This window comes from Alkalihalobacillus alcalophilus ATCC 27647 = CGMCC 1.3604 (assembly GCF_000292245.2).
In the GTDB taxonomy this organism is placed as follows: Bacteria; Bacillota; Bacilli; order Bacillales; family Bacillaceae_D; genus Alkalihalobacillus; species Alkalihalobacillus alcalophilus.
This window is the reverse complement of record NZ_ALPT02000007.1, coordinates 37165-57558: the sequence shown is the minus strand read 5'-3', so window position 1 is coordinate 57558 and position 20394 is coordinate 37165. Positions and strand designations below refer to the sequence as shown.

Genomic DNA, 20394 nt, shown 5'->3' with positions numbered 1-20394 from the left:
TTATGATCAATGAAATATACCACCTCTGACATAGTTTTTACCACCGAATGACAGACTGTTTACCACCGCCATTCATCTGGTGATCAAAGATAGAAAACCATACTTTTGAGAATCAAAATGTTATAATGCCTATTATCATTTATGAAAACTTGAATAATTAGAATTTTTATGGAGGTTTAAGAATATGAACTATGATGTAATCATCATTGGTGCTGGTTCAATGGGCATGGCAGCAGGTTATTATTTATCTAAGAGTGGAAAGAAAACTTTATTATTAGACTCCTTTAACCCACCACATAACAAAGGGAGCCATCATGGGGGGACAAGAATTATTCGATATGCCTATGCGGAGGGGGAGGAATATGTACCCCTTATTCTAAAAGCTCAGGAATTATGGAGAGATTTAGAAAGGGCTAGCGAAAAGGAATTATTGATTCAAACAGGAGTGTTAGGGGTTGGAAAGGAACAATCCGATTTTATCCAAAATATTATCACGAGTGCTAACAAATATTCGTTACCACTGGAGGTTATGGATTCAAGTGAAGTTCAGCGTCGGTGGTCTGGAATTTCGTTACCTAACGATTCTGTTGGTTGCTTTGAACCGACATCAGGTGTCTTAAAATGTGAGGAAAGTATTAAAGCCTATCAAGAACTTGCCGAAGTACACGGTGCTACGATCGTTACAAATAGCAAGGTAAGAGAAATGTCTGTTGAAAGGGATCGTGTGACAATCAAGACGGACGAACAGACCTTTTATTCGGAAGCGTTAGTCGTTTCTGCAGGAGCAGGGTCTAGGAATCTACTAGCTATGCTCGATTTAGATCTTCCGCTTACACCAGTAAGAAAGACGTTTGCTTGGTTTGATGCGAATGAAAAAATCTATAATCATCAAAGCTTTCCAGCTTTTGCATTTGAGACATCTCACGGAATCTATTATGGTTTTCCGAGTATTGATGGGGCAGGGATCAAAGTAGGTCGTCATGATGGCGGAGAGAAGATAAATCCAGATATTTCAATGAAAGAATTTGGTGAAGTCTCAGAGGATAAAGGAGATTTGGTCCAATTTTTGAAACAACATATCCCGGAGATTGATCAATTGAAATACGGAAAAACATGTATGTACACCCTTACCCCAGATGAAAAATTTATCATAGATTTACATCCGAAATATTCCAATGTTGCGATAGCAGCAGGCTTCTCCGGACATGGATTCAAATTCAGTAGTGCCGTTGGACAAGCCCTAAGTCATTTAATTATGTCAGGTAAGAATGACATCGATCTTTCTCCGTTTTCCATTAATCGATTTTTGGATGAAGAAAAATAATTAACATAACAAAGTCACTGCTGCACAAAGATTCGATTCAATAGAAATAGCTCTTCCACAATTGGAGCGATTGCGGAAGAGCAAAGCTTATTTTCTCGTTAAAATAATGTTTATGACCCTGCTCAAAGATACTGTTCATCACACAACACTCACTCCGAATGTCAGCCAACTTTTCTTTTATTTAGAATTTTCTTAAATTAACAGTTGACACAAATAAACGTTTACCGTTATTATGAATCTTGTAAAGGGTTACATTTTGGATGATTGATTCCTAATTTACTAAATAGCTCGGCAATATTGGTTAATCGATTTCTCAAATAAACAAAGTAATGGTTAATCGATTACCTTGATTTAGTAGTAAATGTAATCAATCGAACAAATTAGGTTTGGTTAATCGATTTCTCAAAAGGGAATCAACATGATTTGGTTTTGAATTAACAATCAAAAATGAAAAGGGGAATTTAAATGAAAAAATTTAGTCTTATGTCAATTGCTGTCCTGTTTTTTATGCTTTTAGTTGGATGTAATTCTTCTGCAACGAGTACGGATGAAGTAAATGCAGATAGTTCGGAAAAACCAATTAAAGTCGCCGTCGTTTTGAAAACGTTATCAAATCCGTTTTGGACAACAATGGAACAAGGTATTTTAGAAGAGGCGGAAGAGCTTGGTGTTGAAGTGGAGATTTTAGCTTCGCAATCAGAAGAAGATTCTCAAGGGCAACTTCGCATTTTTGAGGATTTAATCAATAAAGAGTATGACGGCATTGCTTTTGCTCCATTATCTCCAGTGAATCTAATTTCACCAACCGTGACAGCAACTAGAAATGGAATTCCAACGGTCAATATTGATGAAAAGGTAGATATGGATGAACTGCACAAAGCGGGTGGAAATGTGAATGCTTTTGTAACGACCGATAATGTTCAGGTTGGTGAGCAAGCAGGAACGTTTATTGTTGAAACGATTGGTGAAGGTCAAGTGGCGATCGTTGAGGGTCGATCTGGGAATGCGTCTGGTGAAGCGAGAAGAAGCGGAGCGGCATCTATTTTTGAAAGTACGGATGGGATTGAACTTGTCACAAGCCAACCAGCTGATTGGGATCGAAATAAAGCACTGGATGTCGTTTCCAACATGATTCAAAGATACCCTGATTTAAAAGCGATTTATGCAGCGAACGATACGATGGCTTTAGGTGCACTTCAAGCTGTTAATAATGCGGGATTACAAGAGCAAATCATTGTAGTTGGGACGGATGGACAGCCAGAGGCCATTGAGTCGGTGAAAAATGGTGGCCTTACAGCTACGGTCGCACAAGATTCATCTGAAATTGGGAAAGAGTCTTTGCGTCTTTTAGTTGAAGCGATTAAGAATAGTGAAATTTTAGATGCTGATGAAGAACCCGATTTTGTGACCGTCTCTTCGTATATTGTAAGTGAATAATACATGGAAAAAAGTTAGGAAGTGTTTTCATGAACTATCTAGTCAATATGGAGAAAATTACGAAGGAGTTTTCTGGTGTAACCGCATTAAAAGAGGTCGATTTTACTCTCTTGCCTGGAGAAGTGCATGTGCTATTAGGAGAAAATGGGGCCGGAAAATCTACCTTAATGAAAATATTATGTGGAGTCTATGAACCTACATCAGGTTCTATCACGGTTGATGAGAAGAGTTATAGCGCTTTAACTCCTAAAGATACAGGGAGTTTAGGAATCAGTATTATTTATCAAGAGTTAAGTGTCATTGATGATTTGTCCATTGCTGAAAATATCTTTGTTGGCAAACTCCCGACAAAAAAAGTACTAGGGATGGAACTGGTTGATTGGAAATATATGAAAAAAGTAACGATCGACCTTTTAGAACGTGTCGGTCTGAAGCGGAATCCTTTAGAGCTAGTAGGAGAATTATCAATCTCTGAAAAGCAACAAGTCGAAATCGTGAAAGCTCTTGCGACGGAAGCGAAAATATTAATTATGGATGAACCAACTTCTTCTTTAACCGATGGAGAAATCGCTAAGCTTTTTAAGGTTATTAGGCAATTAAAAAGTGAGGGTGTAGGCATTGTCTACATCTCTCACAAATTAAAAGAAATCAAAATGATTGGCGATCGGATAACAGTTCTTAAAGATGGCAAGTTTGTTGCGACTAGAGATTTAGCAACAATCGAAACAAATGAGCTGATTACGTTAATGGTTGGGCGTGAATTGCAATCAAAGTATACCGCAAGAAATCAATCACAAGGAACTTCTGAAGTGGTGTTGGAAGTAAAAAACTTCACGAGAAAAGATGAAAAGATTAAGGGTGTCAACTTTCAATTGTATAAAGGGGAAATATTAGGTTTTGCTGGTTTAATTGGTTCTGGTCGAACAGAACTCATGAATGCAATTGTAGGGTCTGCCCCTATAAAGTCTGGTGAACTTATTTTAAATGGCCAGCGATTAAAGATAAAAACGCCTTATGATGCGGTCAAAAATAAAATTGCTTATATCACAGAAAATCGGAGAGAAAGTGGCTTTTTCCCTAATTTTGAAATCTGGAAAAACATCTCGATATCTTCGTTAATTGCGAATTCGAATTATGGCGGTTTGTCCGGGTTATTAAATCGCAAGGAAGAGTTAAAGTGGGCTGAAAATCAAACAGAAAGATTAGCGATTAAATGCTCATCAATCTATCAAAATATCACGGAATTGTCAGGTGGAAATCAACAAAAGGTGATTATCGGAAGGTGGCTCGCAGCGGGTTCTAATTTATTCATTTTTGATGAGCCAACAAGAGGAATTGACGTAGGAGCTAAAAGTGAAATTTATAAAATTATGAGGGAACTAGCTGATAAAGGGGTTGGGGTCTTGGTTGTTTCTTCCGAATTACCTGAATTATTAGCTGTATGTGATAGGATTGCTGTTTTTCAGGAGGGAGAACTTCAAGGGATTCTCACAAGTGAAGAAGCAACAGAAGAGAATATCATGGCAAAAGCAACATCTTAAGGAGAGGGATTCAAATGAAAAGCAACCAATTTAATTCACTTTGGCAAAAATATGGTACTTTCGGAATACTTGTTTTGATCATATTTATATTAGGCATTATTTCACCACAATATTTCTTTACGGGTTCTAATTTAACACAAGTTATTTTACAGAGTTCTATTAACATCATTGTTGGTGTGGGAGAGTTCTTCCCGATTTTAATTGCTGGAATTGACCTGTCAGTTGGTTCAATTATGGCCTTAACAGGCATGATTACAGCGAAACTTTTAGTAGCTGGTGTGCCGGTCGTTCTTTCCGTCCTAATTGGTGGGCTTGTCGTTGGTGCCTTGCTTGGTTTTATTAATGGATACCTTGTCGTGAAAACGAATTTGCACCCCTTCATTATTACATTAGGGACATTATCGATATTTAGAGGGTTAACGCTCATCATCTCGGATGCCCGTCCGGTATACGGGTTACCGATTGAGTTCACTCAAGGGATTGCTGGTTATATTTGGTTTATTCCTATACCAGTCATTATTGCCCTATCCTTGGCGATTGTCTTAATCTTTGTCACAAACAAAACAAAGCTTGGAAGAAATATATATGCTATTGGTGGAAATACGCAAGCGGCTTGGTTCTCTGGCATTAATGTGAAGTTATATACGATTGTTGTTTTTATGATATCAGGAGTTTGTGCTGGGATAGCAGGGGTTGTGTTAACCGCTCGTCTAGGTGCGGCCGAGCCACTTGCAGGTACGGGGTTTGAACTTTTTGCGATTGCTGCGGCGATTATTGGAGGTACTAGTTTCTTTGGTGGTAAAGGTAGAATCATTGGTGTCGTAATGGGAGCTTTAATTATCGGCGTTATTAATAATGGATTAAATATTTTAAATGTCCCGACTTATTATCAACAAATTGTCATGGGTTCCTTAATTATTGGAGCTGTTGCTTTAGATAGATTTTTTGCTAATAAGAAAAGTTGAAAATTCAAAAAAGAAAGAAGGAGTTTACATGTATAAGTTTTCACCGTCATTAATGTGTATGGATTTATCGAGGTTCAAAGAACAAGTGGAGGTATTAAATGATAAAGCTGATTTTTATCATGTTGACATTATGGATGGTCATTTTGTTAAAAATATCACGCTCTCCCCCTTTTTTATTCAAGAATTGAAAAAAATTACGGACGTTCCGATTGATGCACATTTAATGGTAACGAATCCGGCCGACTTTGTCGAAATGACGATTGACGCGGGTGCGGACTATATTAGCTTACATGCAGAGACGATTAATGGGAATGCTTTTCGTTTGATTAATCAAATTAAGGAAAAAGGGAAAAAGTTTGGAGTTGTCCTCAATCCAGCCACACCACTAGAGTCGATAAGACATTATATTCAGCACGTTGATAAGTTAACGATTATGACAGTGGACCCAGGATTTGCAGGTCAGAAATTTGTAGAAGAAATGATTGGAAAAATAAAAGAAGCAAAAGAATTAAAAGAGAGAAATGGCTATAAGTATTTGATTACAATCGACGGCTCTTGTAACAAAAATACTTTTAAAAAGCTTGTAGAAGCTGGTGCGGAAGTATTAATTGTTGGATCTTCAGGGTTATTTGGACTAGATGAAGATGTCAATATTGCCTGGGATAAAATGATGGATACGTTTCATCTTGAAGTTAAAGACATTTCACAAGTCTGATAGCTTTTTCCAATCTACTCTAATCTTTTAACCTACTTAAAAATGGTTGGAAGCAAAACTAAGGTGAGGAAATTCATATGGAGATAAAAAAACAAAAGTATGTCATAGGTGTGGATATTGGTGGTACGCATATTCGGATAGGAGCAGTCACTCACGAAAATAATCTTTTCTACTACTTTAAGAAAAAAGTAGTTGATGTGATTAATGTTCATGAGCCAATTGAATCTTTAATTCGATTTTTAGAAGAATATATCCAAGAGCATATGGGGATTAAACAAGTTATGGCTATTGGAATGGGGTTTCCATCCGTTATAAGTAAGGACAAGAAGAGTATTCATTCCACTCCGAATTTAGAGTGTTTAAGTAATACGAATATAGTAGACGATCTTCAACATTATTTTAAGATACCGATATTTATTGAGAAAGACGTCAATTATTTATTACAATATGAACTCTCTAAAAGAACGATTTCAGAAGAGGACATCGTTTTAGGATTCTATATTGGAACAGGGTTTGGCAATTCAATTTACTTAAACCAAAATTTCCTCAGGGGTAAAAACGGTGCCGCCGGAGAACTAGGGCACATACCCGTAATGGGAGATGAAAGTTCTTGCCAATGTGGCAATTCTGGTTGTATTGAAGTACATGCATCTGGAAAAGCGTTAGTCTCTCTTTATCAACAGTATTTTTCGGATGTTCCATTTGAACAAATTTTTGTGAAATATTCAGAGGATAAGCGTATACGTGATTTTATTCGGACGCTTTCAATACCCATAGCTACTGAAATTAATATTTTCGATCCAAATATCGTTATTCTTGGTGGAGGGGTTTTGGGAATGGTCGATTTCCCTAAGAAACAATTAGAAGAGTCTATCTTTCATTACACAAGAAAGCCATGGCCTGCTAATGGATTAACGATTGAGTATGCAGAGGATACAGATGCTGCAGGTATATTAGGAGCAGCAAGGAGTATATACGGAAGACTCTATCTGAATAAAGGTAACCTAGTTTGTTAAGCCTTTGATATTTTTTAATGCTTTCGCTAAGATGTTAACTATCATAATTGATTTGATTATGAATGAGGTTTATAGTTGTAATATATATTCTAATTTAGAATCGGAGCAATTGAGATGGGAAAAAAATTAACGATCAAGGCTATAGCAGAGATGGCAGGAGTTTCAAGTGCAACAGTATCAAAAGTACTGAATAACACGGGTCGATATTCCGAAGAAACAAAGCAAAATATACTTGATATTGTTAAGAAATATGATTATCGTCCAAATGCTGTCGCAAAAAGTTTAAGAACGAGTAAATCCAAAACAATCGGTGTCATTGTCCCTGACATTACGAATGAATTTTTTGCTCAAATTGTTTTAGCGATAGAAAATCATTGTGGTGAACTTGGATATTCTGTTTTTATTTGTAACTCAAATGAAAATGAAGAAAAAGAATTGAAGTACTTTGAAGAGTTGGAATTGAAAGGTGTAGACGGCTTAATCTATTTATCGGCAAGCGATCAACTTTTTCAAATGAAAACACAATTACCAATCGTCTGTATTGATCGAAAACCTAAATTGCACAATGTGGCAATTGTAACATCTGACAATTTTAATGGAGGAAGTATAGCAGCGAGAGAGTTACTACAAAAAGGTTGCAAAAATTTATTAATCATCAGTGATTACCGTGACGTTTTTCCAACAATGGAAAGATTAAGAGGTTTCCAGAAGGTTATGGAAGACAATCAAATACCGTTTAGTCATGTTAAAGTGGAAGTAGGAATTAAACAAGCACAAAAGGCGATAGATTTTTTGATTAAAGATCAAGGGTTTCAATATGACGGTATCTTTGCTACGACGGATTGGTTAGCATTTGGTGTAAAACTAGCTTTAGAGCATCATCAAATAAATGTGCCCGAGAAAGTTAAAATCATTGGCTACGATAACATTAGTTTAGCTGAATATATGTCGATTTCTTCTATTGACCAAAATAAAGTCGCTTTAGGCACGTTAGCAGCTAAAAAGTTACTAAATATGATTGATAATGGTGTGAGTGTCGATAAAGAAACAACGATTCCAGTAAAATATATTGAGAGAAATTCAACTCTTAATTTTTAAATTAGAGATTTTTTGTTGGAATATATCAGGTTAATCGATTACCCGAAATCAAAAAAAGGCAGGTATTTTTTATGAAAGTAGCCATTGCATGTGACCATACCGCTTTACCGATGAAGGAAGAAATAAAGAAGCAATTAGAAGAACTGAAAATTACAATTATAGATTTAGGAGCTTATTCAGAAGAGCGAGTGGATTATCCAGATTATGCATTAGAAGTTTCTGAACAAGTCACAACAGGAAAAGTAGATAGAGGAATACTCATATGTGGAACAGGTATTGGGATGTCTATTATGGCCAATAAAGTTAAAGGTATCCGCTGTGCCCTCGCCCATGATACCTTTAGCGCAAAATACACTCGTCTACACAATAACAGTAATGTATTAGCCTTAGGACAAAGAGTACTAGGGAATGGATTAGCTCGAGAAATAGTGAAAGTTTGGTTAGAAACCGAGTATGAAGGCGGACGTCATGAGCGACGAGTTTGTAAAATAGCAGAGTATGAGAATTAGTGGTAGTAACTGTCACTTGTCGGTATTTGTTAGAATATGACGAAAAGCATCCTCGTAGTGAGGGTGCTTTTCGGTAAAGTTCGAGGATTGACAGGCACCGACCTAAACTTCTGCTCAAAAGTCATCCAAGACACTACTATATTCAGAGTAAGAAAGATAACTATTTACATTCCGAGCACTTTCGAAAGAATATTGACAATCAATCCCGCATTAACTCCCGTTGCTATATCATATAAAAGTTTTGATGCTTTGTTTTTTAGGTCATTAGTAATTTCCTTGATTGTACCTTCACCAGATAAATTAAGTAAGTCATACATATCTGATACTAGTATCTTTTCTTCGGTACTTTTGATTTCTTTTTTCACTAGGAAGTCTACTATTGATTTTATCTCTTCTTGTAATTTTTGAATATCCATTTCATACGAATGCATATTGTTCACGGTAAGACTAATATTATTTAATTGATTATTGTCGCCAACAACAGATACTTGAGAGTTAGTTATTTTATATTTCTCCATTTAGTGGTCTCCTATCATCAGTTCATTATTGAATTTTATTTTAATTATCTACTTTGATGTTCGGGTTTTCGAGATGATTATTATGCCCAACTGTCATTATATTACTGTTGGTTATATGAACTCCATTTGTTTTTTCACTCTCTCTTTTTTTTATAATCTCCTTAACTTGCTCTTTCGTAAGTTTAACAGACTCAATAAAATTAGTATTATTTTGTATGGAGAGTTTAAAATACTCAAGTACATCGTAAATTTCCTTATGGGATAATTTATCTAACAAGATGAATTCTACTTCTGTTCCGAACTTTTCCCATACGAAAATGGCTGGTAACGTTACATCTGCTCTTTGGAAACTAGGTTGTAACTGATTTAATCGTTTATACCCACTAACATTAGTTTTGAAGTCTTCTTCTGTATAATAGATGTCCATAATATCGTGAGTCATATGATGAATATCTTCCCAATATAGATTTAAAAATTCAGATAGTTTATTGTGTTTTGGAAATAAAATAAGACTGTGCGCTTTAGGGAGATTCACTCTATCGAAATCAAAATCGGTTCCTTTTTTGTTACGATTCCATAATGATAATATTTTACTAAATAGATTGTCTTTTTTATTAATACTTTTAGCAAATTTAGTGAGGGGTGCCTTTTTTTGACCTGTTTCGTTACAGTACATTTCAACATATCTCATTAAAGCGGGGTAAGTTAAATGTTTATTGATATTAATATTATGTCCTACAAGGTAATGTAAAAAATTAATATACTGAAAGTCATCATCAGGTTTAATGATATCACGAGATATTAAATTTTCAGAAATTTCATCGCGTGGAGTATAAACTAAATGTCGTAATCTGATGCGTCTTTCATCAAATGAAAAAAAATTTGTCGAATCACCATTGTAAGGGGGGGTTGATAATTGTTCTCTTTTATGGCTTCTCCAGTTGTTAAAATCATAATAATAATGGTGATAGTAAGTATTACTCATGAATTTATTGAAATAAAAAGAAAGAATAGTAGAATATCTTTTTGTAACTGCATTAAACCAATTGTCCAAACCTAGATTACGATGGTAACTTTCAGTAGCCATATGGATGAAATAATCGTTAATAACCTTATAATCAACCTCGTTTTTCATCAAGTACCAAAATTGAAGTAAATAAGGATTTAAGTAAGGTCTTTTGTTAATGCTCTCAGGTGAAATGAACTGTAAAGAATCTGAGTTGGTGCAAAAATCTTCAAATAATTCTATTAGAGGTTTATTTTCTTGGTCTGTTCTCAAAAGGAAATCTTGGAATAACTTCAGGAAAAATTTCAAATCCCAACTCTTACAATTGTATAATAAATAATCTTCAATGATTTTTTCTGTATTAAAATTAGAGTTAGTCCTTTCCGATTTTTCAACAAATCTTATAAATGATATTTCTGCATAATCATTAATTCTAATCATTTGTCCTCCTCAAAGTAGTATATATAAAATATCCAATAGTTGTATTTGTAATCATAATACCTAATATATAACTTTTTATCCAATCTATTTTTATTTAGTAACAACTCTTTAGCTTTTTCGCTATATTACGAGGATTGACAGGCACCAAAAAACAAAGATTAGTTAGTCCTTCAAGTTGTTTCTTTAATCCGACAATCGATAGTTTCCGTTCACTTGTCGAATAGTAAGGTGATGCTTCCTGAGATCTGTTTGATAGTTTTGGTGCCAGGAACGACCTGAAGATTGCTGGTTTTTATCGGACAGATTAAGTTAGTTAGAGGCTGTTATTTTTAAGTATCGCTTGGCTCTGCTAGGCTATTTATATCCACTACATAAGCTGGTGGGTGGTTGGCACTTCCTAAGGAAAGAGGGGAATAGTATGGTGATATATGAAGCAATGAAAGGAAGCATGAGAACCGTCCCCGTGCTTCCCCTTATTTTTTTCGACCATAGGTTTAAAAAACTAGCTTATTGTAACAGCAATTGCAATGAAGCTCTACTGTTAACGTTTGTTTTTTGATAGATATTTTTGATATGCTTTTTCACCGTATTAATACTTATATACAGCTCTTTCGCTATTTCTTCATATCTGTATCCTTTACAAAGGAAATAAGTAACTTCTCTTTCGCGACTTGTTAAATGTAAAACTAAATTTTTATTTGTATCACAATCATGCGAAGATTCCTTTTCTATGATAATTGCAAAGCGATCAATATGAGAAAGGGAGTTATCAAATTGAGATACTAATCTAACGCTGTAGCTGTCAAGAGCCGAAGTGTACAGCTTAGAGCTCCCTATAACAGAATGTATATCTTTGTTCAAAAGTTTTTGTAAAAAGCCATTTAAATCATTATTTCTAGTTGTCATTCTAAAGATGTCCCATGCAGCATTATTCATATACTGAATGGAATAATTTTTATTAAGTAAAATTAAACCTGCTTCACTTTTATTAGTAAAATCCTCAAAAACTTTCCTCTCATAACGCTCTTCTTCTTGCTCTTTTTCTATACATAAAAAATTGGCTATAATAGGGGCTAGAGCTTTAAACCGGTGACAATCGTTTTCAGAAAAACCTTCTTCAGCTTCCTCACGAGTCACCCCAAGTACCCCTACAAGTCTTTGTTTAAAGTAGAAGCTCACAACCATTTCATGATAATAGTTATATTTTTTCATGAATTCTTTATAATAAGTAGATTTTCTATAGCGTTCGAGAGGGATAATATCTTCAAGCCTTAGAGCTATTTTATTCTTAAGTAATTGACCTTGATTATTTGGATGTAAATAATCAAGGTGATGATAATCTCTTAAATATTCCTCTATTGAATAGTCTGACAAGCGATGAGTTTGAGGTGAATTTAAATTTTCATTATCATCCACTTTCCATAAAACTGTAGAATGGTACCCGAAAATTTCAGATAACTTACATTGTAGTTCTCTCGATATGTTAATGGAAGGGGTCGATAACGAAGATACTAGCTTCATCATCTCGTTATAATCTTTCTTATTTAAACTGTGTCCTTGAACCATTCTATATCACCTCAAATATCAAGTTGGTACCCTTTTGGGTACTTTTTCTTTTATAAAAAGAACGAGTTTGTGTAATTGCTGTAAACGCTTGCAACTAACATAATAATATCATGAATATTAAAATAATTTAGAGGGGGATTTCCAATGAAAACAGGTTTTATTTGTGACGAGAGTTATTTTTGGCATGACACCGGTAATGGGGCATTATTTTTATCACCAGGTGGATGGGTAGAAAGTGACATTCATTCAGAGAATCCAGCAACTAAACGTCGCTTTAAAAATTTACTAGAGAGAAGTGGACTATTAAAGCAAATGAAATCCATTGCACCACGCCCTGCCACTGAAGAGGAAGTTGCTTTATTTCATACAAAAGAGTTAATTCAGAAAACGAAGGAAGTGAGTGATAATGGTGGAGGAGAAACTGGTCCTCTGGCGATTGTTGGGCCAGGCTCTTATGAAATAGCTTTATTGTCTGCTGGAGGCGCATTAACTGGTGTTGATGCAGTAATGAATGGGGACGTTAAAAATGTCTATGCACTCACTAGACCTCCTGGGCATCATGCTGAAGCTCATGAAGGAAGCGGTTTTTGCCTATTTAATAATGTTGCAATCGCTGGTAAGTATGCTAAAGCAAAATATGGTTTAAAACGGGTATTGGTTCTTGATTGGGATGTACACCATGGAAATGGTACGGAGTCAGCCTTCTATGAAGATAATGAAGTGCTCTTTATATCGCTTCACCAAGATAGATATTACCCTGCAGACCGAGGGTTTGCTGAACACGTTGGAAAAAATGGTGCTGAAGGATATACAGTTAATATTCCACTACCTGCAGGGACTGGTAATGCTGGATATATGTATGCATTCAAAGAAATTGTAGCACCAATTGTAAATGAGTTTAAACCAGAGTTAATCATCGTTTCAGCAGGACAAGATCCTAGTTTATTTGATCCTCTAGCTCGAATGATGGTTACTCGTGATGGCTTTTATCAATTTGCAGAAACAATGAACGAGCTTGCAAAAAACCATTGCGATGGAAAACTTGTTTTATGCCATGAAGGAGGTTACAGTGGTGCTTATGTACCTTTTTGCTCCTTAGCTATTGTAGAATCAATTAGTGGTATCTCAACTAATATTGAAGATCCTTTTGCACCCGCATTCCCAGGATTACCAACTAATGAACTGCTTACCTCTCAAAAAGAAGCAGTAGATCACGTAAAACAGATTCAGTCATCTTACTGGAATTTATTATAGGAAACTGCGAAATTTTATACTTCGTATCTCAAGAAAAGTCCTAGCGATTACCGGCGTTACGTCTATGCAAGACATGAGACGAGTAATTGCAGAAGCAAACAAGCCATCGTTGCCTTGTAGTGGAGTTTGGATATGTTTAACGAACCGAAGTTAAATTCGGTCCCTGTCACCACTCGAATTTTGTTAGGTTTTGTTGAGAGAGTAATTGATGGAAATGGAACTAAACTGAATTTGATTTGAATCAGAATTTGTTGACAGTTATATGTGCCTAAATCAAGAACAACGAAAAGCATCCTCATCACGAGGATGCTACTTTTCGACATTTAATATCGGGTGCTTGTTATTAACCGAATTTAAAGCGACCTAGCAGGCTCATTTCCATTTAGGGGGGCATTTTTTACGTTCTATAAGGGATCATCTGTCTTTAGTCTTTACAAAGGGATACAGAGCGGTTATTGAAAAGTGAACTGAGCGATATAGTGCACTATATATAGTAAAAAAGTAACAACAATAAATTTTCAAGCACATCCATTGAATAAAATTGTGGTATAAAACATACATCGTAAGCTCGTTAATCCTGGGTGCAGGTCTTCCAATTTTTATCATTTCCCGACAGAAGACTCCCTCTTCCATCGTGTGAAGGGAGAAGCCCAACGATAAGGGGGAGATGAATGGCGGTTGGTGGTAGCCAAAGAGATTCTTGTTAGGGTATAATAGGAACATATATTCTTATCGGAGGTGAAAACAATGCTCATCAACAAAGCGTACAAATTTCGTCTCTATCCAACCAAAGAACAGGAAACCTTCATTGCTAAAACAATCGGATGTAGCCGTTTCGTATTCAATCGCTTTTTAGGGAAATGGAACGATACCTACCAAGAAACAGGCAAAGGGTTAACGTATTCTTCTTGTTCGGCTGAATTAACCCAACTAAAAAAGGAATTCGTATGGCTAAAAGAAGTGGACAGCATTGCCCTTCAATCCTCCCTGAAAAACCTTGCTGATTCCTATACTCGATTCTTCAAGAAACAAAATAAAGCGCCGCGTTTCAAGTCTAAAAAGAATCAGGTACAATCCTACACCACGAAAGTAACAAATAGCAACATTGCCATAGTAGACAACAAAATCAAATTGCCGAAGCTGGGTCTTGTTCGCTTGGCCAAAAGTCGTGAGGTTGAAGGGCGTATTCTGAACGCTACAGTCAGACGAAATCCAAGCGGAAAGTTCTTTGTATCCATTCTAGTCGAAACAGACGTACAGCCCTTGAAAAAACGGATTCATCTATCGGTATAGATTTAGGCATCACGGACTTTGCGGTTTTTTCGGATGGTCACAAGATGGACAATCATACGTTCACAGCCAAAATGGAAAAGAAATTAAGACGTGAACAGCGAAAACTTTCCAGACGTGCCTTACAGGCTAAAAACAAGGGGATGAACCTTCTTGATGCCCAAAACTATCAGAAGCAAAAACGCAAAGTGGCTAGATTGCACGAAAGAGTCAGGAACCAACGTGACGATTTCCTTCACAAATTAAGTACAGACATCATCAAAAACCACGATGTGATCTGTATCGAAGATTTGAACACCAAAGGAATGTTGCGTAATCATAAATTAGCCAAATCGATCTCGGATGTATCTTGGACTGCTTTTGTATTAAAATTAGAATACAAAGCGAAATGGTACGGGAAAACCATCGTGAAAATAAGCAGGTGGTTTCCCTCTAGTCAAATCTGTTCCGAATGTGGACATCAAGAGGGCAAGAAATCTCTTGAAATAAGGGATTGGACGTGTCCTATTTGCCATAAACATCACGCTCGAGATATCAATGCCAGCCAAAATATTCTAGCTGAAGGGGTAAGAACCTTCAACTTGGCTTAAACAACAGACAGAACCGTAGGAATCGACGGGGATAGCTTGGTCCATAAGAGAAGCCTCTGTTGGCAAAGAAATCCGCTGGCAAGTACGCTCTGTTCCCAAGAATCTCCCACTTCAAGCGTTAGCTAAGTGGCGAGTAGTTCAAGCGTATGTTCCACAATCACCTTAGTAACTACTATTAAGCAAAATTCAACAAGTCAAATAATGTTATTTGGTACGAAAAATCATATCAACATAATGAGAAGTATCTAAAGTATTTATGAAGTGCGGGGGACGGTTCTCGTGCTTCCTTTTTCCGAACAAGGCCACGGTTTAGTCCTACCTCTTTGTGTAAAGCAGCGATTATTCATAGATTAGGGCATGCACTTAATTGCCATATGATACATTTTTAAAATGCCATAAACAAACTCACTTGGTATAAAAGTGATTGCTATTTTTCTGAATCTTTCTGTGTTAAATATTCGTATATAGTAAGGAAACGTGAAGGAGGTGGGGAGAATGTCAATAAGTGTAGAAGATGTCCTAGGAAAGATACATTTCGGTATCGGCAACCTCACGGAAAGTGATTATGAGGTTTTGAGAAAGGATGTAAAACATACAAGTGAATGCATGTTAAAGAAGGTAGAATTGCATGGAAGGTATCTTGAAATGAATAACATTGAAACAGAAATGTATCACAAATCTTGTATAAACGAGATAATAAAGCTTGAAGAACTTTTATAATTCATGAATTACTTTATTAGGTGACTCTTTCCTTCTATGTTCTCTATATCAGTATAAAGCCTGTTCCCATTCCGAAATCGAAATACACAATAGGCGGTACATTGCATTTGTTTTTCTAATGTGGAGAATGAAATTGGATCGAGTAAGGTTTACAGTTAGTGGGAAGTGCGGTTCTCATGTTTTCTATCAGCAGGAATGACAAACTCCTTCTATAATAAAGCGGAAACAAGCGAGTTTCTCATTTATAAAGAGGGTTTCTTTACGATTTTATATCTGAATATTCAACCTTTTTGTTTGCCCGCTTTTATCCAAACCTTAAATTAACGTTTATGTTCTCGCTACTAGCTAAAGAGACGTGTCAAATTTGAAAAATATAGGTAAGGAACAGGCGTTAACTTTAGCTGGAGTTATGGGGGTAGAGGTGAAGCAGGTGCTCTATCTGTGTACTAATAATTTTATAAAGGATACCCTCTATTTTTGTCGAATCATATTAAGACAAAAGAAGGGGGTATTTTTTTGTGAGAGGAATTGTTATTGCGCCAAAGTATATTCTTAAAAACAACGGAGAGAGTATATATTTTCCTGGAAGTACTGGAATTGAGGATATTGATTTAATGTAGAATTAGGCTATTCATTAAAGCTTAAAAACTTACCAAATGATATAAGCGCGTATGCTTATTAATATAATGCACAGTGAGAACATAATTAGCATTCCTGTAGGATATTTTTTATCATTTCCCGACAGAAGACTCCCTCTCCAATCGTGTGAAGGGAGAAGCCCAACGAATCAGAGCCGCAAAGGGAATCAAAGCCTATCAATGATTCCAAAAGCAATCGAATAAGAGCCGCAAAGGGAATCAAAGAGCCTCAATGAAGTCAAAAGCGATTTAATAAGAGCTGCAAAGGGAATCAAAGCCTGTCAATGAAGTCAAAAGCGATTGAACAAGAGCCGTAAAGGGAATCAAAGCCGGCCAATGATTCCAAAAGCAATCGAATAAGAGCCGTAAAGGGAATCAAAGAGAGCTAGAGAACCATACTCATGCTTGACAAGTTAGGCAGACACCGTATTTTTGGAGAAACAAGTTGGATATAAAGATATGGGTACTTTATATTTAGAGTAGTAATATGGAGGGGGAACTGAAAAAATTGAATTTGAAAGATGTATTAAATACGAGTAGAAATCGGATGAAAAAGCTTTTTAACCTTAATGTCTTATCCTTTTTAGGAGTTTTTGTAGCTCTGCTTCTAATACCAATAACTGTATCAATTACTTTAATCTATCATTCCGATATTTCCTTTTTATTTCTTTTATTAGGAACTACTTCAATTATGTTAATCTTTATATTGGCCTATTACTGGATTAATAGTAGGGGATTTTATAATAATTTAGGAAGGATAAGAAGAACTTATTATACAATGTTTATTGTCCTTATAGTGGTAGGTTTTATTTTTAAAGAAATTGAATTTAGCAATTGGATTATGCTTATTCAATTAACTTTTTTTGCAATATTTATTGATCTAGCGGTGTTTCAGAATCCGAATATATTAAAAATTTGGAATGCTGAATTAAAGCATGAGGATGAAATAAGAGAGGCTTTGTTAGAGAGTAAAGAAATAATTGTTAAAAATTCAAAGAAGGTAGAAAAGTTTTCAGATGTGATTCAAAAAACAGATAGTTACTTACTTGAGAGACCGATCCCTAAAGATTCAAGAGAATATGAAGAGCAATTAAAAGAGTATACACTTCAATATTCCAGCAGTTTAGGGTTTAAAACAGGTTTATTTTTGTTTGAATCAACTGAAAATCAGGAAACTAATAAAGAAAACATAGATAAGAAATTTCAAGATATTTGTGTTAGACATGGCAATGATGTATCTCAAAAAAACAAAAATGATATGGTTGAGACGTTGTTAAGTGGTCAGACTATCATATTAAAAGAAAATAAATTAATAGCAATCCCATATTATGGGGACATCTATAGTATGCTCATAACGATTGAAGGAGTTGACGTAGTTGTTGATGGTGTAGATGCCTCACATATTTTAAATATGATTGTCATATTTGATTGGTATATGATTGATGCTACTGATGACTTATAATAATCTATTTATGGTATAATTGAATTAAATCTGATAATAGAGAGGGTGGTTTTATGACCGAAAAAACGGTGACTACTTCTAGGGGTACAGCTAGTCTACGAACAAGGCGGAAAAGTTCTAAAGCAGTGACTAGTTATAAAAGCGTAAATCGAGCAACAAAGGTTCGTGTTGTAGACGGATTTAAGGGCGTTCTCTCTGATAATGAAAAGGCAATTGATATAACTTATAATAGACAGTGAATATGATTCTACGTAACGCTAAAATATAGATTTTCGTTTTATTTGTTTGAAACGGTTACTTCCTGGGGAAGATGGATAATAATTTACCTTCAGGAGGTAGTAGTAATGGGCTTAAAAAGAACTAAAAAGAGAAAAACAAATCACCCTTACACAAAAGTATCAAACTTTGGATTTGGAAAGACATTAAATAAGGTTGATAAAGCAATTAAATTATTAGAAAAGAAGAGATAAGAAGCAAGGGGACGGTCCCCTTGCTTCTTTTTGCTTCGTCCTTCATCCCTATTCTCTCTACTTTGTATATGATTCTAAAGTCGCCTTTTTCCTTTTGTATTATTTCGGGGAGTGACAGGTACTAAAATATGCTTAATTTACTTCGTTTGTCAATAGTTATTTATTGCTTTTTTTAGAGCCGTGTTATAATAGCTGTAATCACTGGATAAGCTTCTAACAGAGTCTTTAAGTTCTGTTAGGTGATGAAAAGTGTGAGTAAGAAAGAGGAGGGGAAAAAATGAGAACTCCGACTAAAAGAGACATGAAGCCAATTGATATTGAATTTGAAAGTGAAAGAGAATATGAAAAATTTAAACATTGGGCAGAATGTACCGAACGTTCTAAAAACCCTAAGATGAATAAAGTGCACAGAGGAGTCAATGAAGCAGCAGAGATGATTAGAAAGGGGAAATATAAATTCTAATGGATGTGAGACCGATTCCAATTACATTAGTGGATCATGAAGCGATCGAAGCATTTGATTGTAATGATGCTAATGTGAATAATTTCTTTCATGAAGAAGCTCAAAGAATGCATCATAGCAATTTAGTTAAAAAAGACAATGAATTTATTATCATGGCATATAAAATGAGCAGTGATATTGCATAATACTTGAAAATTTATAATTTTATTTATTAAATTCTGAATATTAAGTCTTTATTCTACGGACAATCGCCTCCATTCTTCTTGTTCGGCCCAATTAACCCAACTAAAAAAGGAATTCGTATGGCTAAAAGAAGTGGACAGCATTGCCCTTCAATCCTCCCTGAAAAACCTTGCTGATTCCTATACTCGATTCTTCAAGAAACAAAATAAAGCGCCACGCTTCAAATCAAAAAAGAATCAGGTACAATCCTAAAGCAAAATGGTACGGGAAAACCATCGTGAAAATAAGCAGGTGGTATCCATCTAGTCAAATCTGTTCCGAATGTGGACATCAAGACGGCAAGAAATCTCTTGAAATAAGGGATTGGACGTGTCCTATTTGCGATAAACATCACGATCGAGATATCAATGCCAGCCAAAATATTCTAGCTGAAGGGTTAAGAACCTTCCACACGGCTTAAAACAACATCCAGAACCGTAGGAATCGACGGGGATAGCTTGGTCCATAAGAGAAACCTCTGTCGGCAAAGAAATGCGCTGGCAAGTACGCTCTGTTCCCAAGAATCTCCCACTTCAAGCGTTAGCTAAGTGGCGAGTAGTTCAACTCTCTTCGTTAACTAAAATCATACGTAGTTTTTTTAAAGTTGATTTTCTCCAGGATGATACGGTGTTTTTGGAGACTCCGTATTTGGTGGCGATTTCTGAGAGCTTCATGTCTTGATAGATGGTTTCGGTGAGCCATGTTTGTTCTCGGTTTGACAGGAGGTGGTAGTAGGGGGTGAGGAAATCTTCAGTTGCTTCTACGTTTGTTGTGCTTAACTGAATCGTTTGCTCGGTTTGGTGGTCGACTAATTCGTAACGTTCCTCGTATTTATGTTCTTTTCTTAATTGGTCGATTAAGTCGCCGCGCACTCGTTGTAGGGCATAAGCGGCAAAGTGACCTTTTGTCGGGTCGTAATGCTCGTAGGCTTTCCATAACGATATTTGGGCGATTTGGTAATACTCATCAAAGTTTTTGTAAATAAGCAATTTCTTGATTTGTCCTTTGATTAACGGTTGAAAATCTTCCAAAACAGATTGAAACGAGTCTTGATACAACATGATATACCCTCAATTTAGAAAGCTAGCTTTCTCTTTATTCCGCGGTACATACAATGTAAATCAATTGTATCGTGCCGTCATATAACCA

General features: G+C 35.8%; 20 protein-coding genes and 2 pseudogenes. 18 read left to right on the top strand and 4 right to left on the bottom strand.

The window, feature by feature from the left end:
• Positions 1 to 184: 184 nt before the first annotated feature.
• The 8 genes from solA (at position 185) to rpiB (ending at position 8605) form a co-directional block, all read left to right on the top strand.
• Entirely contained in the window at positions 185 to 1324 is a 1140-nt protein-coding gene (gene solA, locus BALCAV_RS03095; RefSeq protein ID WP_003321748.1) for an N-methyl-L-tryptophan oxidase, read from the top strand.
• Positions 1325 to 1789: 465 nt separating this feature from the next.
• Positions 1790 to 2761 carry a D-allose transporter substrate-binding protein gene (gene alsB, locus BALCAV_RS03090; RefSeq protein ID WP_003321749.1) on the top strand — a complete coding sequence of 324 codons (972 nt, stop codon included), beginning with the start codon at positions 1790 to 1792 and terminating at the stop codon, positions 2759 to 2761.
• 29 nt (positions 2762 to 2790) lie between these two features.
• Positions 2791 to 4302 (top strand): sugar ABC transporter ATP-binding protein, encoded by a 1512-nt coding sequence (locus BALCAV_RS03085; RefSeq protein ID WP_003321750.1) that lies wholly within the window; start codon positions 2791 to 2793, stop codon positions 4300 to 4302.
• A gap of 14 nt (positions 4303 to 4316) precedes the next feature.
• Entirely contained in the window at positions 4317 to 5267 is a 951-nt protein-coding gene (alsC, locus tag BALCAV_RS03080) for a D-allose ABC transporter permease (RefSeq protein WP_003321752.1), read from the top strand.
• A 28-nt stretch (positions 5268 to 5295) separates the two neighbouring features.
• The gene (gene alsE, locus BALCAV_RS03075) at positions 5296 to 5982 is read left to right on the top strand and encodes a D-allulose 6-phosphate 3-epimerase (RefSeq protein WP_003321753.1); all 687 of its coding nucleotides are present in this window, start codon (positions 5296 to 5298) and stop codon (positions 5980 to 5982) included.
• A 77-nt stretch (positions 5983 to 6059) separates the two neighbouring features.
• Positions 6060 to 6998 (top strand): allose kinase, encoded by a 939-nt coding sequence (gene alsK / locus BALCAV_RS03070; protein ID WP_003321754.1) that lies wholly within the window; start codon positions 6060 to 6062, stop codon positions 6996 to 6998.
• Positions 6999 to 7112: 114 nt separating this feature from the next.
• Positions 7113 to 8096 carry a LacI family DNA-binding transcriptional regulator gene (locus BALCAV_RS03065; RefSeq protein WP_003321755.1) on the top strand — a complete coding sequence of 328 codons (984 nt, stop codon included), beginning with the start codon at positions 7113 to 7115 and terminating at the stop codon, positions 8094 to 8096.
• Between the two features lie 71 nt (positions 8097 to 8167).
• The gene (gene rpiB, locus BALCAV_RS03060; RefSeq protein ID WP_003321756.1) at positions 8168 to 8605 is read left to right on the top strand and encodes a ribose 5-phosphate isomerase B; all 438 of its coding nucleotides are present in this window, start codon (positions 8168 to 8170) and stop codon (positions 8603 to 8605) included.
• Positions 8606 to 8769: 164 nt separating this feature from the next.
• Here the strand turns inward: rpiB and BALCAV_RS03055 are convergent, their stop codons facing one another.
• The 3 genes from BALCAV_RS03055 to BALCAV_RS03045 all read right to left on the bottom strand — a co-directional run bounded on the left by BALCAV_RS03055 (position 8770) and on the right by BALCAV_RS03045 (position 12136).
• Positions 8770 to 9123 carry a hypothetical protein gene (locus BALCAV_RS03055; RefSeq protein WP_003321757.1) on the bottom strand — a complete coding sequence of 118 codons (354 nt, stop codon included), beginning with the start codon at positions 9121 to 9123 and terminating at the stop codon, positions 8770 to 8772.
• A gap of 40 nt (positions 9124 to 9163) precedes the next feature.
• The gene (locus BALCAV_RS03050; protein WP_003321758.1) at positions 9164 to 10570 is read right to left on the bottom strand and encodes a hypothetical protein; all 1407 of its coding nucleotides are present in this window, start codon (positions 10568 to 10570) and stop codon (positions 9164 to 9166) included.
• Positions 10571 to 11077: 507 nt separating this feature from the next.
• Positions 11078 to 12136 (bottom strand): helix-turn-helix transcriptional regulator, encoded by a 1059-nt coding sequence (locus BALCAV_RS03045; RefSeq protein ID WP_003321759.1) that lies wholly within the window; start codon positions 12134 to 12136, stop codon positions 11078 to 11080.
• 144 nt (positions 12137 to 12280) lie between these two features.
• On the opposite strand from BALCAV_RS03045, the gene BALCAV_RS03040 reads away from it, so the two are divergent.
• From BALCAV_RS03040 to BALCAV_RS23490, 10 genes and pseudogenes are all read left to right on the top strand, one after another.
• Complete coding sequence (locus BALCAV_RS03040) at positions 12281 to 13390, top strand: class II histone deacetylase (protein ID WP_003321760.1); 1110 nt, start codon at positions 12281 to 12283, stop codon at positions 13388 to 13390.
• A 747-nt stretch (positions 13391 to 14137) separates the two neighbouring features.
• Positions 14138 to 15270: pseudogene (gene tnpB, locus BALCAV_RS23365) on the top strand (IS200/IS605 family element RNA-guided endonuclease TnpB).
• A gap of 495 nt (positions 15271 to 15765) precedes the next feature.
• A complete protein-coding gene (locus tag BALCAV_RS03030) occupies positions 15766 to 15990 on the top strand; it encodes a hypothetical protein (protein WP_003324695.1) in 225 nt (74 codons plus the stop codon).
• A 1146-nt stretch (positions 15991 to 17136) separates the two neighbouring features.
• Complete coding sequence (locus tag BALCAV_RS03025) at positions 17137 to 18090, top strand: type II toxin-antitoxin system SpoIISA family toxin (RefSeq protein WP_003323719.1); 954 nt, start codon at positions 17137 to 17139, stop codon at positions 18088 to 18090.
• Between the two features lie 53 nt (positions 18091 to 18143).
• Positions 18144 to 18329 carry a hypothetical protein gene (locus BALCAV_RS03020; RefSeq protein ID WP_003323718.1) on the top strand — a complete coding sequence of 62 codons (186 nt, stop codon included), beginning with the start codon at positions 18144 to 18146 and terminating at the stop codon, positions 18327 to 18329.
• Positions 18330 to 18434: 105 nt separating this feature from the next.
• A complete protein-coding gene (locus tag BALCAV_RS23015; RefSeq protein WP_268746790.1) occupies positions 18435 to 18560 on the top strand; it encodes a hypothetical protein in 126 nt (41 codons plus the stop codon).
• Between the two features lie 277 nt (positions 18561 to 18837).
• Positions 18838 to 19023, top strand: a complete 186-nt coding sequence (locus tag BALCAV_RS03015) for a hypothetical protein (RefSeq protein WP_003323717.1) — start codon at positions 18838 to 18840, stop codon at positions 19021 to 19023.
• Positions 19023 to 19208 (top strand): hypothetical protein, encoded by a 186-nt coding sequence (locus BALCAV_RS03010; RefSeq protein WP_003323716.1) that lies wholly within the window; start codon positions 19023 to 19025, stop codon positions 19206 to 19208. Before BALCAV_RS03015 ends, BALCAV_RS03010 begins: the two co-directional genes overlap by 1 nt.
• A gap of 70 nt (positions 19209 to 19278) precedes the next feature.
• A pseudogene (locus BALCAV_RS23360) lies at positions 19279 to 19455 on the top strand (IS200/IS605 family element RNA-guided endonuclease TnpB); the annotation flags it as partial.
• A complete protein-coding gene (locus tag BALCAV_RS23490; protein WP_081939199.1) occupies positions 19376 to 19666 on the top strand; it encodes a zinc ribbon domain-containing protein in 291 nt (96 codons plus the stop codon). The pseudogene BALCAV_RS23360 and the gene BALCAV_RS23490, both read left to right, overlap by 80 nt.
• 139 nt (positions 19667 to 19805) lie before the next feature.
• On the opposite strand, the gene BALCAV_RS03005 is transcribed toward BALCAV_RS23490, so the two are convergent.
• Entirely contained in the window at positions 19806 to 20306 is a 501-nt protein-coding gene (locus BALCAV_RS03005) for a sigma-70 family RNA polymerase sigma factor (RefSeq protein ID WP_040323462.1), read from the bottom strand.
• Positions 20307 to 20394: the final 88 nt, after the last annotated feature.

What these genes read in the sequence shown, in the direction of transcription:
- BALCAV_RS03015 (WP_003323717.1), top strand. Translation starts at nt 18,838, where the DNA reads ATGAGAACTCCGACTAAAAGAGACATGAAGCCAATTGATATTGAATTT.
- alsK (WP_003321754.1), top strand. Translation starts at nt 6,060, where the DNA reads ATGGAGATAAAAAAACAAAAGTATGTCATAGGTGTGGATATTGGTGGT.
- BALCAV_RS03005 (WP_040323462.1), bottom strand. Translation starts at nt 20,306, where the DNA reads ATGTTGTATCAAGACTCGTTTCAATCTGTTTTGGAAGATTTTCAACCG.
- BALCAV_RS23015 (WP_268746790.1), top strand. Translation starts at nt 18,435, where the DNA reads ATGGGCTTAAAAAGAACTAAAAAGAGAAAAACAAATCACCCTTACACA.
- BALCAV_RS03045 (WP_003321759.1), bottom strand. Translation starts at nt 12,136, where the DNA reads ATGGTTCAAGGACACAGTTTAAATAAGAAAGATTATAACGAGATGATG.
- BALCAV_RS03020 (WP_003323718.1), top strand. Translation starts at nt 18,144, where the DNA reads ATGACCGAAAAAACGGTGACTACTTCTAGGGGTACAGCTAGTCTACGA.
- BALCAV_RS03050 (WP_003321758.1), bottom strand. Translation starts at nt 10,570, where the DNA reads ATGATTAGAATTAATGATTATGCAGAAATATCATTTATAAGATTTGTT.
- BALCAV_RS03030 (WP_003324695.1), top strand. Translation starts at nt 15,766, where the DNA reads ATGTCAATAAGTGTAGAAGATGTCCTAGGAAAGATACATTTCGGTATC.
- BALCAV_RS03010 (WP_003323716.1), top strand. Translation starts at nt 19,023, where the DNA reads ATGGATGTGAGACCGATTCCAATTACATTAGTGGATCATGAAGCGATC.
- solA (WP_003321748.1), top strand. Translation starts at nt 185, where the DNA reads ATGAACTATGATGTAATCATCATTGGTGCTGGTTCAATGGGCATGGCA.
- alsC (WP_003321752.1), top strand. Translation starts at nt 4,317, where the DNA reads ATGAAAAGCAACCAATTTAATTCACTTTGGCAAAAATATGGTACTTTC.
- BALCAV_RS03065 (WP_003321755.1), top strand. Translation starts at nt 7,113, where the DNA reads ATGGGAAAAAAATTAACGATCAAGGCTATAGCAGAGATGGCAGGAGTT.
- alsB (WP_003321749.1), top strand. Translation starts at nt 1,790, where the DNA reads ATGAAAAAATTTAGTCTTATGTCAATTGCTGTCCTGTTTTTTATGCTT.
- BALCAV_RS03040 (WP_003321760.1), top strand. Translation starts at nt 12,281, where the DNA reads ATGAAAACAGGTTTTATTTGTGACGAGAGTTATTTTTGGCATGACACC.
- rpiB (WP_003321756.1), top strand. Translation starts at nt 8,168, where the DNA reads ATGAAAGTAGCCATTGCATGTGACCATACCGCTTTACCGATGAAGGAA.
- alsE (WP_003321753.1), top strand. Translation starts at nt 5,296, where the DNA reads ATGTATAAGTTTTCACCGTCATTAATGTGTATGGATTTATCGAGGTTC.
- BALCAV_RS03055 (WP_003321757.1), bottom strand. Translation starts at nt 9,123, where the DNA reads ATGGAGAAATATAAAATAACTAACTCTCAAGTATCTGTTGTTGGCGAC.
- BALCAV_RS03085 (WP_003321750.1), top strand. Translation starts at nt 2,791, where the DNA reads ATGAACTATCTAGTCAATATGGAGAAAATTACGAAGGAGTTTTCTGGT.